A 14,121-nucleotide genomic window follows, 5' to 3' on the forward strand; every position below is an offset into this window, starting at 1 on the left:
CCTGTGGATAAGTCCGTTCATCTGATCAAACTGTCTGTCGGGACTGAAAATATCGAAGGACTGGCGGACTGGCAGGCCACAAAACGCGCGCAGGCGCCGGACGGTCTGCCGCGCCACGTCACGCGCATGTGGCCCCGCCGCGAGGCCGAGGTGCTCAATGGCGGGTCGATCTTCTGGGTCATCAAAGGGGTCATCCAGTGCCGCCAGCGGATAGAACGGCTGGATGAATACATCGGCCAGGACGGTATCCGGCGCTGCGCGATCGTACTGGACCCAGAACTCGTCCGCACACAGACCAGCCTGAAACGCCCCTTTCAGGGGTGGCGGTATCTGCACCCTGCGGACGCACCGCCCGATCTGCCGCAGGGGCGGAGCGATGAAGAACCCTTGCCGGTCGAGCTGAACCGCGCACTTGCCGAGATCGGCGTGCTCTGAAGCAGAACTCAGCCTGCGGTCAGGCGTTCCGTCAGTTCCCGCGCCACCAGCCTGTCAGCGTCGGACAAATCTGCAACCCGGCTGCGCCAGAGCGTCGCCTGACTGCGCAGCACCGGCCCGTCTGACAGCACTTTGAGGTGATTGGCGCGCAGGGTTTCACCGCTGGAGGTAATGTCCGCGATGGCCTCGGCGGTCTCATTGGCGACGGTCCCTTCGGTCGCGCCCTGACTGTCGACCAGCGCATAGTCTGCAACGCCACCCTGACGCAGATATTCGCGCACGAGCCGGTGGTATTTCGTGGCGATCCGCAGCCGCATCCCGTGATGCTGCCGGAAAGCTGCCGCCACGGCGTCGAGATCATCGAGCGTGTCCACGTCGACCCAGGCGCGGGGCACCGCCAGCACCAGATCGGCAAAGCCAAAGCCCAGCTCCTGCACCGGGTCGACCTGCTGTTCCCAGAGCGGCAGTTTCTCCTGGATCAGATCGGTGCCTGTCACGCCGAAATGAAGCCGCCCGGCAGACAGCTCGCGCGGTATCTCTCCGGCCGAAAGCAGGACCAGCGATACACCGTCGATCCCGCCCACAGCGCCGGCATACTCCCGGTCAGAGCCACTGCGTGACAGGGTTATCCCCGCCTTTGCAAACCACTCAAACGTCTTGTCCATCAGCCGCCCCTTGGACGGCACACCCAGCCGGACGGTCACAGAGCGCCCTCCAGTTCCAGCATCAGACCCGGCCGCAGCACACCGCCCACCGCCGGTATCTCTGCGCCACCACCCAGCCTGCGGGTCAGCGCATCATAGCGCCCACCTGTCGCAACAGGCGGCAGGTCAGGACGGTCGGCACTGAAAAAGCCAAAAACCATACCGTCGTAGTACTCCATGGACGTGCGGCCAAAGCTTGCCTCAAACGGCAGCGCGGCCACATCCACCCCGCGCTTTTCCAGAGCCTCCGTGCGCGCGGCCAGGCGCTCTGCCGCAGGTGCAACAGAGGTCAGATCAACCGCCAGATCACGCAGCTGCTCCAGCGCAAAGGGCAGTGTTTCGCGCACGTTCAGCAGTGCATCCAGCAGTCCGACTTCTTCAGCGGAGAGCGGATCAGCGGCTGCATCAGCGCGTAGGGCCGCGATGCGCGTCTCAATTTCCTGCCCCGTCCGCCGCCCGGTGTGCGGTGCCTCGCAGAGGGCCGCTTCTCCCGACAGCAGCGCTGCCCGGGCGGGGCTGATTTCTGTGCGCCCGGCAAACCGGTCCAGCAGCGCGCGGAACCGGCGGGGCCGCCAGATGTGCCGTTGCAGCGCCGCCTTGCGCGCATCCGTGGTGCGCAGGCCCTGCACCGCATCCATCAGAAAGCCGATATCCCCCATGACAGACCGCAGGTTCAGCCCGCTGACAGCATCTGAAAAAAGCGCGAACACTTCGGCATCCGCAGCCGCCGGGTCTGTGCGGTCAAAAACCTCGTATCCCACCTGGATGTATTCACTGGCCCGGTCCGGATCGTGTTCCTGACGGCGAAAAACCTCGCCAGAATAGGTGTAGCGCGCAGGTTCCGCTCCGCCGGCCATATGCATCTGCACGACCGGAACGGTAAAATCCGGGCGCAGCATCTGCTCGCCCCGCAGCGCGTCCGACGTTACATAGGCACGCGCACGGATTTCCTCTCCGTAAAGGTCCAGCAGCGTGTCCGCAGGCTGCAACACCGGGGTCTCAGCCGGTATCGCACCCGCAGCCTCAAAACCGGCCCGCAAAGACGCGGCCCGCGCAAGGGTCTGCGCGCGGCTTATCATTTTGTGCCCTCGTCCAGACCGTGCGCGCCCAGAATTTCGCGCACCTTTTCCACCAGCTGGTCACGCGGCACCTCAAACTGGCTGGGCCGGTCTTTCCATTCCTCCAGCGTGGCGCTTTCAGCAATTTTCGCACCCAGGATCAGGTCCTTGATCTGGATGACCCCGCGCTCTTTCTCGTCGCCACCTTCGATCACCGCCGCCGGGCTGCCACGCCTGTCTGCATATTTCAGCTGGTTGCCAAAGTTCTTGGGGTTGCCCAGGTAAACCTCTGCCCGGATACCCGCCTTGCGCAGCTCTGCCACCATCGCCTGGTAATCCGCCATGCGGTCGCGGTCCATCACGGTCACGACCACCGGGCCTGCCGTGTCTGCCTGCAAACGCCCCTTGGCCTGCAGCGCGGCCAGCAGACGGTCAACCCCGATGGACACGCCCGTCGCAGGCACGGCCTGGCCGGTGAACCGTTTGACCAGATCGTCATAACGCCCGCCGCCTGCCACAGAGCCAAAGTTGCGCGTGCGCCCCTTTTCGTCCTCGATATCAAAGGTCAGCTCAGCCTCGTACACCGGGCCGGTATAATACCCCAGGCCGCGGACGACGGAGGGGTCGATGACGATACGGTCCGGGCCGTAGCCTGCAGCCTCGAGGAGCGACGCAATTTGTTCGAGTTCATCTACGCCTTGTCTCCCGACATCTGAGCCCAAAATGAGATCCTTGAGAACACTCACGGTCTCACGCACCCGCATTTCGAGCACTTCCGGAAATTCCGCGAATACTTGCCTTTGGTAGTCGTCACCCGCGAGTCGTGCCGCGGAAGCAACTAGGTTCGCGATCCCGGGCATCGCTTTCGCCTTCTCCAACAACCGATTGTCCACATGCTCGCTTGCGCCGACGAAATTCATAATCGGGATAATCTGAGCCTCGCTCAGACCGGCTCCTTCGGTAAAATCCCCACTCTCGTCCTTACGGCCCGCACCCAGCAACGCGCGGACGCCTTCAACACCCAACCGGTCCAGCTTGTCGATCGCGCGCAGCACGATGCCGCGCTCGCGCTCTTTGTCATCGCCCGCCAGTCCGGCCACTTCCAGCACGCCATTCAGAACTTTGCGGTTGTTCACCCGGATCACATAGTCACCACGCGGGATGCCAACCTCTTCCAGGCAGTCGGCCAGCATGGCGCAGATCTCGGCATCGGCGGCCACCGACGGTGCACCCACCGTATCCGCATCACACTGATAAAACTGACGGAACCGCCCGGGCCCGGGTTTTTCGTTGCGCCAGACCGGCCCCATCGCATAGCGGCGGTAGGGGGTGGGCAGGTCATTGCGGTGCTGCGCATAGACGCGCGCCAGCGGGGCCGTCAGGTCATAGCGCAGCGCCAGCCAGTCGCCCGGCTTGTCGGTGTCCGCGTCTTCCTGCCAGGCAAAAACGCCCTCGTTTGGCCGGTCCACATCGGGCAGGAATTTCCCCAGCGCCTCGACCGTTTCCACGCCCGAGCTTTCCAGCGCGTCAAACCCATAACGATGATACACCCCGGCAATCCTGCGCAGCATTTCGGTGCGCTGAGTGACCTCGGCACCGAAATAGTCACGAAAGCCCTTTGGCGTCTCTGCCTTGGGGCGCGGGGTTTTCTTGGGCTTGGCCATGGGATTCCCTTTGTGCCAGGTTTCGCGCGGGGTCTAGCGGATGGGGCAGGCTGAGACAAGGCGCGGCGGGTGCCTCTTTCCCGCAGGTTCCGCCCGTGCTAGGGCATGCCGCCGCAGGAGAGACACCGATGACCCGGAAACTGGAAGAACAGATCGCCCACCTGACCCGCACGGTCGACGAGTTGTCGGATATTGTTGCGCGCCAGGAAAATGAGATCGCGACGCTGACACGGCGGGTGCATATGCTGATGCAGCGCGAAGGGGAGCGAGACTCTCAGGCCACCGGCGGTATCGTTGTGGGCGACGAGCGCCCGCCGCACTACTGACGTCTGCACCGACGTAATACCGACGTTTTACCGACGTTTTACCGACGCAGCCAATCAGGTCAGATATCCTCGACTTCGAGAACCCCGCTGAGGGATTTTATCGCGCCTTTGATCTGCGGGTTGACGGCGAAATCCTGACCCAGATCAACCTCTACCTCGCCCGGCAGATCGGGGTGCATCAGACAAAGCTGAACAGGGCCGCGCCCCGCCCCGCGCACCGCGTTTGCAGCGCCCTCGAGCACGCTGGCAACAGCAGATACGGCAGAAGCTTCATCTACAAACACCCGCAATCCCATGCCGCCCGCATCCGCCGTAACCGTGTCTATCGGCGCCACGGAACGGCCCAGCAGCTTGAGCTGATCGGCCTCCATATTCGCCTCGACCGTGACAACAACCTTGGCACCTGTTTCCAGGTGTTCGCGTGATTTTTCAAGGGTTTCCGAGAAAAGCGTGACCTCAAACGCGCCGGTCGTGTCGGACATCTGGCAAAAGGCAAACCGGTTGCCCCGGGCAGATTTGCGTTCCTGCCTGCCTGCCACCACTCCGGCCAGCTTTGCCACCAGCGGCGCGCGCTCGGCCTTCGACGTCAGCTCATCCAGGGTCAGAACACCTTTGCGCTTCAGCGGCCCCATGTAGTCGTCCAGCGGATGGCCCGAAAGATAAAAGCCCACGGCCCGGAACTCTTCGCTCAGACGTTCCGCGGGCAACCAGTCGTCCAGAGGATGCAGGCGCGGCTCGGGCAGATCGTCGCCCGCCTCTCCGAACAGTGACACCTGGTCCGAGGCGCGCTGCTCGTGGATCGCCGCGGAATAATTCACAAGGGAATCAAGTGCTTCAAAGACACGCCTGCGGTTGCCATCCAACTGATCAAACGCACCGGATCGCGCCAGCATTTCAAGCGGCCGTTTGCCAACCCGTTTCAGATCGACCCGCCGCGCGAGATCAAACAACGTGGCAAAGGGTTTGTCGCCACGGCCTTCGGTGATCAGTTTCATTGCCTCGGTGCCGACGTTTTTCAGAGCACCCAGGGCGTAGACCAGAGCACCGTCGACCACTTTGAAAGTCGCATCTGACCGGTTCACACAGGGCGGCACCCAGGGCAGTTCCAGTTGCTTGCGGACCTCCTCAAAGTAGATCGCCAGTTTGTCGGTCAGGTGGATATCGCAGTTCATCACGCCGGCCATGAATTCCACCGGATGATTGGCCTTGAGCCAGGCCGTCTGATAGCTGACCACCGCATAGGCCGCCGCGTGTGATTTGTTAAAGCCGTAGTTGGCGAATTTCTCCAGAAGGTCGAAAACCTCGCGGGCTTTGTCCTTGTCGACCCCATTAGCCACAGCGCCCATTTCGAACTTGGGGCGTTCCTTGGCCATTTCCTCGGCGATCTTCTTGCCCATCGCGCGGCGCAGCAGATCAGCCCCGCCAAGGCTGTAACCGGCCATGACCTGGGCGATCTGCATCACCTGCTCCTGATAGACGATAATCCCTTGAGTTTCCTTCAGAATATCGTCGATGAGCGGGTGAATGGATTCCAGCGCACGCTGCCCGTTCTTGACCTCGCAATAGGTCGGGATGTTCTCCATCGGACCGGGCCGATAGAGCGCAACAAGCGCCACGATGTCCTCGATACAGGTGGGTTTCATGCGCTTCAGGGCATCCATCATGCCCGAACTTTCCACCTGGAACACGGCGACTGTTTTGGCACTGGCATAAAGCTTGTAAGAGGCCTCATCATCCAGTGGGATGGTGGCTATGTCGTCGATCAGCCCCTCGGGCGGTTCAAAAAGTTCCGTACCATCAGCGGCGATATGCAGATGCCGGCCTGAGGCTTTGATCTGATCCACCGCGTTCTGAATGACGGTCAGGGTTTTCAGGCCCAGAAAGTCGAATTTCACCAGGCCGGCCTGCTCGACCCACTTCATATTGAACTGAGTTGCGGGCATGTCCGAGCGCGGGTCCTGGTAGAGCGGCACCAGCCGGTCCAGCGGCCTGTCGCCGATGACCACACCAGCAGCGTGGGTCGAGGCGTTCCGGAGAAGCCCCTCGACCTGCTGGCCGTATTCCAACAGGCGCGCCACGACCTCCTCGTTGCGCGCCTCTTCGCGCAGGCGTGGCTCGTCTGCCAGCGCCTTTTCGATGCTGACCGGTTTCACACCTTCGACCGGGATCATTTTGGACAGACGGTCCACCTGACCGTAGGGCATCTGCAGTACACGCCCGATATCGCGTACGGCAGCTTTTGACAAAAGCGCACCAAAGGTGATGATCTGCCCCACCTTGTCGCGGCCATACTTGTCCTGCACGTACCGGATGACCTCCTCACGCCGGTCCATGCAAAAGTCGATGTCGAAGTCGGGCATGGACACCCGTTCCGGGTTCAGAAAACGCTCAAACAGCAGGTTGTAGCGCAGCGGATCAAGGTCGGTAATCGTCAGCGCATAAGCAACCAGCGATCCGGCACCCGAGCCCCGGCCCGGGCCTACCGGAATGTCTTCGTCCTTGGCCCATTTGATGAAGTCGGCAACGATCAGAAAGTAGCCCGGGAAGCCCATCCCTTCGATAATGCCCAGTTCGAAATCAAGCCGTTTCTCGTATTCCGCGACGCTCACAGCATGTGGAATGACGGCGAGACGGTTTTTTAGCCCCTCATGGGACTGGCGACGCAGTTCCTCGATCTCGTCATCGGCGAACTTTGGCAGGATCGGATCACGGCGATAGGCCTGAAAAGAACAGCGCCTGGCGATTTCGACGGTGTTTTCAATGGCCTCTGGCAGGTCCGCAAAAAGGGCGGCCATCTCTGCCTGGCTTTTGAAATAGTGCTGCGGGGTCAGACGCCTGCGTGCGTCCTGCTGGTCAACATAGGCCCCTTCGGCGATACAGATCAGCGCGTCATGCGCCTCGTACATTTTTGCATCCGGGAAATACACGTCGTTTGTAGCAACCAGCGGCAGATCCATCGCATAAGCCATTTCGACGAACCCACGTTCTGTCAGCCGTTCGGCCTCCGGCTGTCCGTCCTCGCCCGGGTGTCGCTGCAGTTCGACGTAGAGCCTGTCTCCATAGATAGCTTTGAGCCGGTCCATCAGCGCCTGTGCGGCTGGCAACTGCCCGGCCCGCAGCAGCCGGCCTACCGGCCCATCGGGTCCGCCGGTCAGACAGATCACATCCGCCGGAAAGCTTTCCAGCTCCTCCGGAGTGACCTGCGGCAGCTGACCGCCCTTGTCGACGTAAAGACAGGAGTTCAGACGCATCAGATTTTCGTACCCGGCCTCTGACTGTGCCAACAACACCACAGGTGCCGGGTCCGGGGGTCTGTCTCCGGGGCGGGCCGCGAGATAGGCGACATCAACCTGACACCCGAGAATTGGCTGCACCCCCGCGCCCGACATGGCAACCGAAAACTCCAGTGCGGAAAACATGTTGTTGGTGTCGGTCAGTGCCATCGCGGGCATGGCGTTTTCGCGGCACAGAGCAGGCAGCTTTTTCAGCCTCAACGCCCCTTCCAGCAGTGAATACTCGGAATGCGTGCGAAGGTGGATGAATCGGGGATCAGTGCTCATTGCGCAAGGCTATGCGAGAGCAGCGTCTCCCACCAGTGGCCCGATGCGATCAGGTGATGAATTTTTCACAGCAGCCGGGCAGGTCGCAGATTTGCCGGATCGTTTTCCCTTGCCAAGGGCCATCGTCGCCCGATAGCCTCACTGTCGATATCGCCCGTCCGACGTTCTACGCCGCATCGAACATCGGACCTCACTGTGGGCTTATGGTACCGCGGCGGATCTGACCGAATGAACATCACGTTTCGCCTGAACGGAGAAACAGTGGCGCTGACAAATGTCGCGCCAACCCAGACGCTGCTGGACTGGCTGCGCGAGGAGCGCGGACTGACGGGCACAAAGGAAGGATGCAATGAGGGCGACTGCGGCGCATGCACGGTTATGATCACCGATGATACGGGCGCGCAGACACTGAACGCCTGTATACTGTTTATGCCGCAACTGAATGGCCGGGCCGTACGCACGGTCGAGGGTATTTCGGCACCCGATGGCTCCCTGCACCCGGTTCAGGAGGCCATGATTACCCACCACGGATCACAGTGCGGCTTCTGCACCCCCGGGTTTGTCGTTTCAATGGCCGCCGCGCATCTGAACGGGCGCAGGGATCATGACACGGAACTGGCCGGTAACCTGTGCCGCTGCACCGGATATGCGCCGATCATTCGCGCCGCTGATGCTACTGCCCACAGTCCGGTGCCCGAGCACATGCACGACCAGGCGCCTGCCGCCTGCCCGCAGACCGTCGCGCCCCATGCGCAACCGGAAAACAGCGATGAGCTTGCTGCGTGGTACGCGGAAAACCCCGATGGAACACTCGTCGCGGGCGCGACAGATGTCGGCCTGTGGGTCACCAAGGGGTTTCGCGATCTGGGACCGGTCGCATTCCTGAACCGCTGCTCGGACCTGCGCGGTGTCACTGTCAACGACGATCAGGTGGAGATTGGTGCGACCACCACGCTGTCGGAACTGGAAGCCGCCATGGAACCGCTGCATCCGTCATTCGCCGCGATGATCCGCAGATATGGGTCCGTCCAGGTCCGGAATGCAGCAACTATTGGCGGGAACATCGCGAATGGCTCGCCCATCGGTGACGGGCCGCCTGCCCTGATCGCTCTGGGTGCAACGCTGCATCTGCGCAACGGATCGGAACGTCGCAGTCTGGCCCTCGAAGATTTCTTTCTGGACTATGGCAAACAGGACCGTGCGCCCGGCGCCTTTGTCGAACGCATCACCATTCCACGACAGACCGACCGGCTGCGGTGTTACAAACTGTCCAAACGCTTTGACCAGGATATCTCTGCTGTCTGCGGGTGTCTGTCTGTTCGTGTTGAAGACGGCTTGGTGCGTGAGGCGCGGATCGCCTTCGGCGGCATGGCCGGTGTGCCCGCACGCGCGGCCAAAGCAGAGGCCGTTCTGCTCGGCGCTCGCTGGACAGAAGAAACCGTTCAGGCCGCCATGACAGCCGTTGCTGATGACTTCACACCCCTGTCTGACATGCGGGCCAGCGCCGGATACCGGCTGGAAACAGCGCAGAACATGCTGTTACGCTACTGGCTTGAGGACAGCGGCAGTCTTGCCAGTGTGCTGGAGGTGCGGTCATGAGCGTGGCGAAATCACTGCCCCATGATGCAGCGCGGCTGCACGTTACAGGCGAGGCCCGCTATACCGATGATGTGCCATTGCCCGCCGGCGCTCTGCATCTCGCCTTCGGGATCAGTGACGTTGCTGCAGGTACAATAGACAGGCTTGACCTTGCCGCCGTACGCGCAGCAGAGGGTGTCGTGGCGGTTCTGACCGCCGCCGATCTGCCCTTTGCAAATGACGTCTCGCCTTCGGCGCATGACGAGCCGTTGCTGGCCACAGATCAGGTCCACTACCTTGGGCAACCACTCTTTCTGGTCGTGGCAACCTCCCACCTTGCCGCACGCCGCGCTGCCCGGCTGGGTGATGTTGCCATCACAGGGCACAAAGCCATCCTGAGCATAGACGACGCCATCGCGGAAGACAGCCGGTTTGAAGAAGTACCCCGCATTTACGGGCGCGGCGACGTTGCGGCTGATCTGAAAGAAGCACCACAGCGCATTCAGGGCACCCTTAAAATCGGGGGCCAGGAGCATTTCTACCTCGAAGGCCAGGCCGCAGTCGCTCTGCCACTTGAAGGTGGCGATATGCATATCCTGAGTTCGACACAGCATCCCACGGAAATCCAGCACAAGGTAGCCGATGCCCTGGGTGTGCCGATGCATTCGGTCCGGGTCGAAACACGCCGCATGGGTGGGGGATTTGGTGGCAAGGAAAGTCAGGGCAACGCGCTTGCGGTGGCCTGTGCGGTGGCCGCACGACTGACAGGACACCCCTGCAAAATGCGTTATGACCGGGATGATGACATGATCATCACCGGAAAACGCCATGACTTCCGCATCGCCTATGACGTCGGTTTTGACGACAGCGGGCGGATCAGCGCGATCGATTTTACGCACTGGGCAAGGTGTGGCTGGGCGCAGGATCTGTCTCTGCCCGTTGCCGACCGCGCTATGCTGCATGCGGACAACGCCTATTTCCTGCCTGCTGTGCGCATTACCAGCCACCGGCTGAAAACCAATACCCAAAGCGCCACGGCCTTTCGCGGGTTTGGGGGCCCGCAGGGGATGGTCGGTATTGAACGCGTGATGGATCATATCGCGGCACATCTTGGACTGGATCCGCTGAAAGTCCGGCGCGCGAATTTCTACGAAACAGGGGGCAGCGCACGTGACCGCACCCCATATGGCCAGGCGGTTACAGATTTTATCCTGCCGGACATGATCCGGGACCTGCTGACAAGCAGCGACTATGCAGCGCGCAGAGAAGCGATAGCAGCATGGAATGCATCCAGCCCGGTCCTTAAGAAAGGGATCGCCCTGACGCCGGTGAAATTTGGCATTTCCTTTACGCTGACGCATCTTAATCAGGCAGGCGCGCTCGTGCACGTCTACCAGGACGGATCGGTGCACCTGAACCATGGCGGGACGGAAATGGGCCAGGGCCTGTTTCAGAAAGTGGCCCAGGTGGCCGCCGACCGTTTCGGAGTGGAAATGTCTGCGGTGAAAATTACGGCCACGGACACCGGCAAGGTGCCCAACACCTCTGCCACGGCCGCGTCTTCGGGCAGCGATCTCAACGGGATGGCCGTTATGGCGGCCTGTGACACCATACGCGACAGATTGGCAAAGATGCTGGCGGAGCGACATCAGGCTGATCCTTCGGATGTGGTTTTCGTGGATGGCCAGGTCACGGTGGGACAAGCCTCGGTGCCTTTTGCTGATGTTGTAAAAATGGCCTATGAAGCGCGGATCAGCCTGTCGTCCACCGGGTTTTACAAAACACCCGGTCTCGCCTGGGACCGTATCCGCGGAGAGGGCAAACCGTTTTTCTATTTTGCCTATGGTGCCGCCGTGACCGAGGTTGTCATAGATACGCTGACCGGCGAAAACCGCATATTGCGCGCGGACCTGCTGCACGATGCGGGCGCGTCGCTGAACCCGGATCTGGACATCGGGCAGATCGAGGGTGGCTATGTCCAGGGCGCCGGATGGCTGACGACCGAGGAACTGGTCTGGGATGATCAGGGGGGGCTGCGCACCCATGCGCCATCAACCTACAAGATACCCGCCTGCTCCGACCGGCCGGATGTTTTCAACGTCCGGCTTTGGAATGCCCCGAACAGCGAGGAAACCATTTACCGGTCCAAAGCCGTGGGAGAGCCACCGCTTATGCTGGGCATATCGGCCTGGTCTGCCCTGGCAGATGCGGTGCAGTCCTGCGGCAATAACTACGCGGACCTTCAGGCCCCCGCGACCGCAGAGGCTGTTCTGAAAGCCGTGGCCCGTGCCCGGGGGAAAGGACAAGGCGATGTCGTTTGACCGCGAGGGCCTGATCTCTGCCTGTCGTCGTGAAGGGCGCGTGGCCCGTGTTGTGGTCGCACGTGTTGCCGGATCCACCCCGCGCGAAACCGGTGCCTCCATGCTGGTCTGGCAGACCGGTCAGTCGGGCACGATCGGCGGGGGAGAGCTGGAGTTTTCCGCAGCCCGGGCCGCGCGGGAGATGCTGGACACTGGCAGGTCCGGGCGCACCAAACACGCGCTGGGTCCGGACATGGGACAGTGCTGTGGCGGCGCTGTGGAGTTGCTGACAGAGATCTGGACGCTGCAGGAGGCTCTTGATCTGCCAACAGATGTGGTAGCGCGTGGTTCGGGCGCTGCACCGCTTGAGGTGCGCAGAATACTGGCTCAGATGCGCAATGCTGGTCAGCGCCCGGAGCCCGCCCTCATCGGTGAATGGATGGTCGAGCCGGTCACGGCCTCCTCACGACATGTCTGGATCTGGGGCGCAGGGCACGTGGGTCGCGCCATTGTGTCGGTTATGGCTCCTTTGCCCGACGTCACCATTACCTGGGTCGATACGGCCGACGATCGGTTCCCGGACATCATTCCCCCCGGTGTGCAGAAACTGCCAGCCGCAACACCCCGGAACCTCGTGCGATATGCACCTTCGGCAGCCGAGCACCTGATCCTGACGTATTCGCATGCGCTTGATCTGGAGCTTTGTCACCAGCTGTTGCTGCACGGATTTGGGTTTGCGGGCCTGATCGGGTCCGCCACCAAATGGGCACGCTTTCGCAAACGGCTCGCGGCCCTGGGGCACACACCAGAGCATATCGCCGGCATCACCTGCCCGATCGGAGAGCCTGCGCTCGGAAAACATCCTCAGGAAATCGCCCTGGGCGTCGCAACAGACCTGCACCGCCGCCGCGTCCTGACCGTGGAAAGACTGGAAAACTCTGCATGACTGCCCTCTTGTCGCTTTCGGGCCTGACCAAAGCCTATCCGGGCGTTGTCGCAAATGATGACGTATCTCTGGAAATCGCGCCCGGCGAGGTACACGCCCTGCTGGGCGAAAACGGTGCTGGAAAATCCACACTGGTCAAGATGATCTATGGTCTGGTCAAACCGGATCAGGGCGAGATGCGCATGCGGGGCGAGGCCTTTACCCCGGCGGAGCCCCGCGCGGCGCGCGCGTCAGGCGTTGGTATGGTCTTTCAGCACTTCTCGCTGTTCGATGCGCTGACCGTTGCCGAGAACATTGCGCTGGGGATGGAAAATGCGCCCGCCATGCGCGCGCTGTCAGAGCAGATCCGCCAGGTTTCTGACACCTATGGCCTGCCGCTCGCGCCTGACAGAACCGTCGGTGATCTTTCCGCAGGTGAGCGTCAGCGGGTCGAGATCATCAGATGCCTTCTGCAGGAGCCGAAACTGCTGATCATGGACGAGCCCACTTCTGTTCTGACTCCGCAGGAAGTGGAAATTCTGTTCGAAACACTGCGTAAACTCAGCAGTGAAGGCACCGCAATTCTCTATATTTCCCATAAGCTTGAGGAAATACGCACGCTGTGTGACGCTGCCACCATCCTGCGGCTGGGCAAGGTCGTAGGCACCTGCGTCCCGCGTGAGACGACTGCGCGCGATATGGCCGAGATGATGGTTGGCAAAGTGCTGGCGACACCAACGCGTGCAGGGCATTCTCCGGGCGAGCCGGTCCTGAAACTGTCCGGCCTGTCGCGCGCTTCACCTTCTGCTTTTGGCATGCCGCTGCGGGACATTACGCTTACGCTGCGCAGGGGAGAGGTTCTGGGCATCGGCGGCGTTGCAGGTAACGGTCAGGACGAATTGCTTGCTGCCCTTTCCGGCGAGATGATATCGCCTGCTGGCATGATCGCGTTCAAGGGGGCTGATATCGGTACTGCAGGGCCGGATGCACGTCGCCGCCTCGGCATTCTGGCAGCGCCGGAGGAACGTCTGGGGCACGCCGCCGCACCCGATATGACACTGACCGAAAACGCGATGCTGACAGGGGCCGAGCGCGAGGGGCTGGTGCGCAATGGTTTTCTGAACTGGCCCGCAGCACGGGATTTCGCAGAACGCATCATCAGCACCTTTGATGTGCGCACGCCCGGCCCCGGCAATGCGGCCCGGTCCCTTTCGGGCGGGAACCTGCAGAAGTTTGTGATCGGACGCGAAGTGCTGCAACGGCCCGAGGTTCTGGTCGTCAATCAACCGACCTGGGGTGTTGATGCCTCTGCCGCAGCCGCCATCCGTCAGGCACTGCTCGATCTGGCGACGGGCGGTGCGGCTGTGATTGTCATCAGTCAGGACCTCGACGAACTGATGGAGATATCAGACCGTTTTGCAGCCCTCAACGAAGGCCGGCTGTCAGAGCCGCTGCCGGCACAGGGCCTGAGCGTCGAGCAGATCGGCCTGATGATGGGCGGTGCACATGGCATGGAGGTGGCGCATGTCTGAGCTGACCAGCAATGGCTGTAAACGCCACAGAAAAGGAGC

10 protein-coding genes are annotated in these 14,121 nt (G+C 61.7%); 6 read left to right on the forward strand and 4 right to left on the reverse strand.

Annotated features, from left to right (window positions below):
• Positions 1-3: 3 nt before the first annotated feature.
• A complete protein-coding gene (locus Q1A34_RS15620; protein ID WP_300036105.1) occupies positions 4-435 on the forward strand; it encodes a DUF1489 domain-containing protein in 432 nt (143 codons plus the stop codon).
• An 8-nt stretch (positions 436-443) separates the two neighbouring features.
• Here the strand turns inward: Q1A34_RS15620 and hisG are convergent, their stop codons facing one another.
• From hisG to hisS, 3 genes are read right to left on the reverse strand one after another with little or no spacing between them, the layout of a single operon-like run.
• On the reverse strand, positions 444-1,139 hold the full coding sequence (hisG, locus tag Q1A34_RS15625; protein WP_300036108.1) for an ATP phosphoribosyltransferase: 696 nt from the start codon (positions 1,137-1,139) through the stop codon (positions 444-446).
• Entirely contained in the window at positions 1,136-2,218 is a 1,083-nt protein-coding gene (locus Q1A34_RS15630) for an ATP phosphoribosyltransferase regulatory subunit (protein ID WP_300036111.1), read from the reverse strand. The genes hisG and Q1A34_RS15630 overlap by 4 nt, the downstream gene beginning before the upstream one ends.
• Positions 2,215-3,861: a histidine--tRNA ligase gene (gene hisS / locus Q1A34_RS15635; RefSeq protein WP_300036114.1), complete on the reverse strand. Its 1,647-nt coding sequence runs from the start codon at positions 3,859-3,861 to the stop codon at positions 2,215-2,217. Before hisS ends, Q1A34_RS15630 begins: the two co-directional genes overlap by 4 nt.
• A 128-nt stretch (positions 3,862-3,989) precedes the next feature.
• On the opposite strand from hisS, the gene Q1A34_RS15640 reads away from it, so the two are divergent.
• The gene (locus tag Q1A34_RS15640) at positions 3,990-4,187 is read left to right on the forward strand and encodes a SlyX family protein (RefSeq protein WP_300036117.1); all 198 of its coding nucleotides are present in this window, start codon (positions 3,990-3,992) and stop codon (positions 4,185-4,187) included.
• Between the two features lie 59 nt (positions 4,188-4,246).
• Here the strand turns inward: Q1A34_RS15640 and dnaE are convergent, their stop codons facing one another.
• A complete protein-coding gene (gene dnaE, locus Q1A34_RS15645) occupies positions 4,247-7,747 on the reverse strand; it encodes a DNA polymerase III subunit alpha (RefSeq protein ID WP_300036120.1) in 3,501 nt (1,166 codons plus the stop codon).
• Between the two features lie 228 nt (positions 7,748-7,975).
• Here dnaE and xdhA point away from each other — a divergent pair, with 228 nt between their 5' ends.
• From xdhA to Q1A34_RS15665, 4 genes are read left to right on the forward strand one after another with little or no spacing between them, the layout of a single operon-like run.
• The gene (gene xdhA / locus Q1A34_RS15650; RefSeq protein WP_300036123.1) at positions 7,976-9,346 is read left to right on the forward strand and encodes a xanthine dehydrogenase small subunit; all 1,371 of its coding nucleotides are present in this window, start codon (positions 7,976-7,978) and stop codon (positions 9,344-9,346) included.
• A complete protein-coding gene (gene xdhB, locus Q1A34_RS15655; RefSeq protein ID WP_300036126.1) occupies positions 9,343-11,646 on the forward strand; it encodes a xanthine dehydrogenase molybdopterin binding subunit in 2,304 nt (767 codons plus the stop codon). Before xdhA ends, xdhB begins: the two co-directional genes overlap by 4 nt.
• Positions 11,636-12,571 (forward strand): xanthine dehydrogenase accessory protein XdhC, encoded by a 936-nt coding sequence (xdhC, locus tag Q1A34_RS15660; protein WP_300036129.1) that lies wholly within the window; start codon positions 11,636-11,638, stop codon positions 12,569-12,571. Before xdhB ends, xdhC begins: the two co-directional genes overlap by 11 nt.
• Positions 12,568-14,082, forward strand: a complete 1,515-nt coding sequence (locus Q1A34_RS15665; RefSeq protein ID WP_300036132.1) for an ABC transporter ATP-binding protein — start codon at positions 12,568-12,570, stop codon at positions 14,080-14,082. The genes xdhC and Q1A34_RS15665 overlap by 4 nt, the downstream gene beginning before the upstream one ends.
• Positions 14,083-14,121: the final 39 nt, after the last annotated feature.

Origin of the sequence: uncultured Roseobacter sp. (assembly GCF_947491795.1) — a bacterium.
In the GTDB taxonomy this organism is placed as follows: Bacteria; Pseudomonadota; Alphaproteobacteria; order Rhodobacterales; family Rhodobacteraceae; genus Roseobacter.

Bases quoted from the DNA above. Each gene is read 5' to 3' on its own strand.
- Q1A34_RS15630 (WP_300036111.1), bottom strand. From the start codon at position 2,218: ATGATAAGCCGCGCGCAGACCCTTGCGCGGGCCGCGTCTTTGCGGGCC.
- xdhA (WP_300036123.1), top strand. From the start codon at position 7,976: ATGAACATCACGTTTCGCCTGAACGGAGAAACAGTGGCGCTGACAAAT.
- xdhB (WP_300036126.1), top strand. From the start codon at position 9,343: ATGAGCGTGGCGAAATCACTGCCCCATGATGCAGCGCGGCTGCACGTT.
- Q1A34_RS15665 (WP_300036132.1), top strand. From the start codon at position 12,568: ATGACTGCCCTCTTGTCGCTTTCGGGCCTGACCAAAGCCTATCCGGGC.
- dnaE (WP_300036120.1), bottom strand. From the start codon at position 7,747: ATGAGCACTGATCCCCGATTCATCCACCTTCGCACGCATTCCGAGTAT.
- Q1A34_RS15640 (WP_300036117.1), top strand. From the start codon at position 3,990: ATGACCCGGAAACTGGAAGAACAGATCGCCCACCTGACCCGCACGGTC.
- hisS (WP_300036114.1), bottom strand. From the start codon at position 3,861: ATGGCCAAGCCCAAGAAAACCCCGCGCCCCAAGGCAGAGACGCCAAAG.
- xdhC (WP_300036129.1), top strand. From the start codon at position 11,636: ATGTCGTTTGACCGCGAGGGCCTGATCTCTGCCTGTCGTCGTGAAGGG.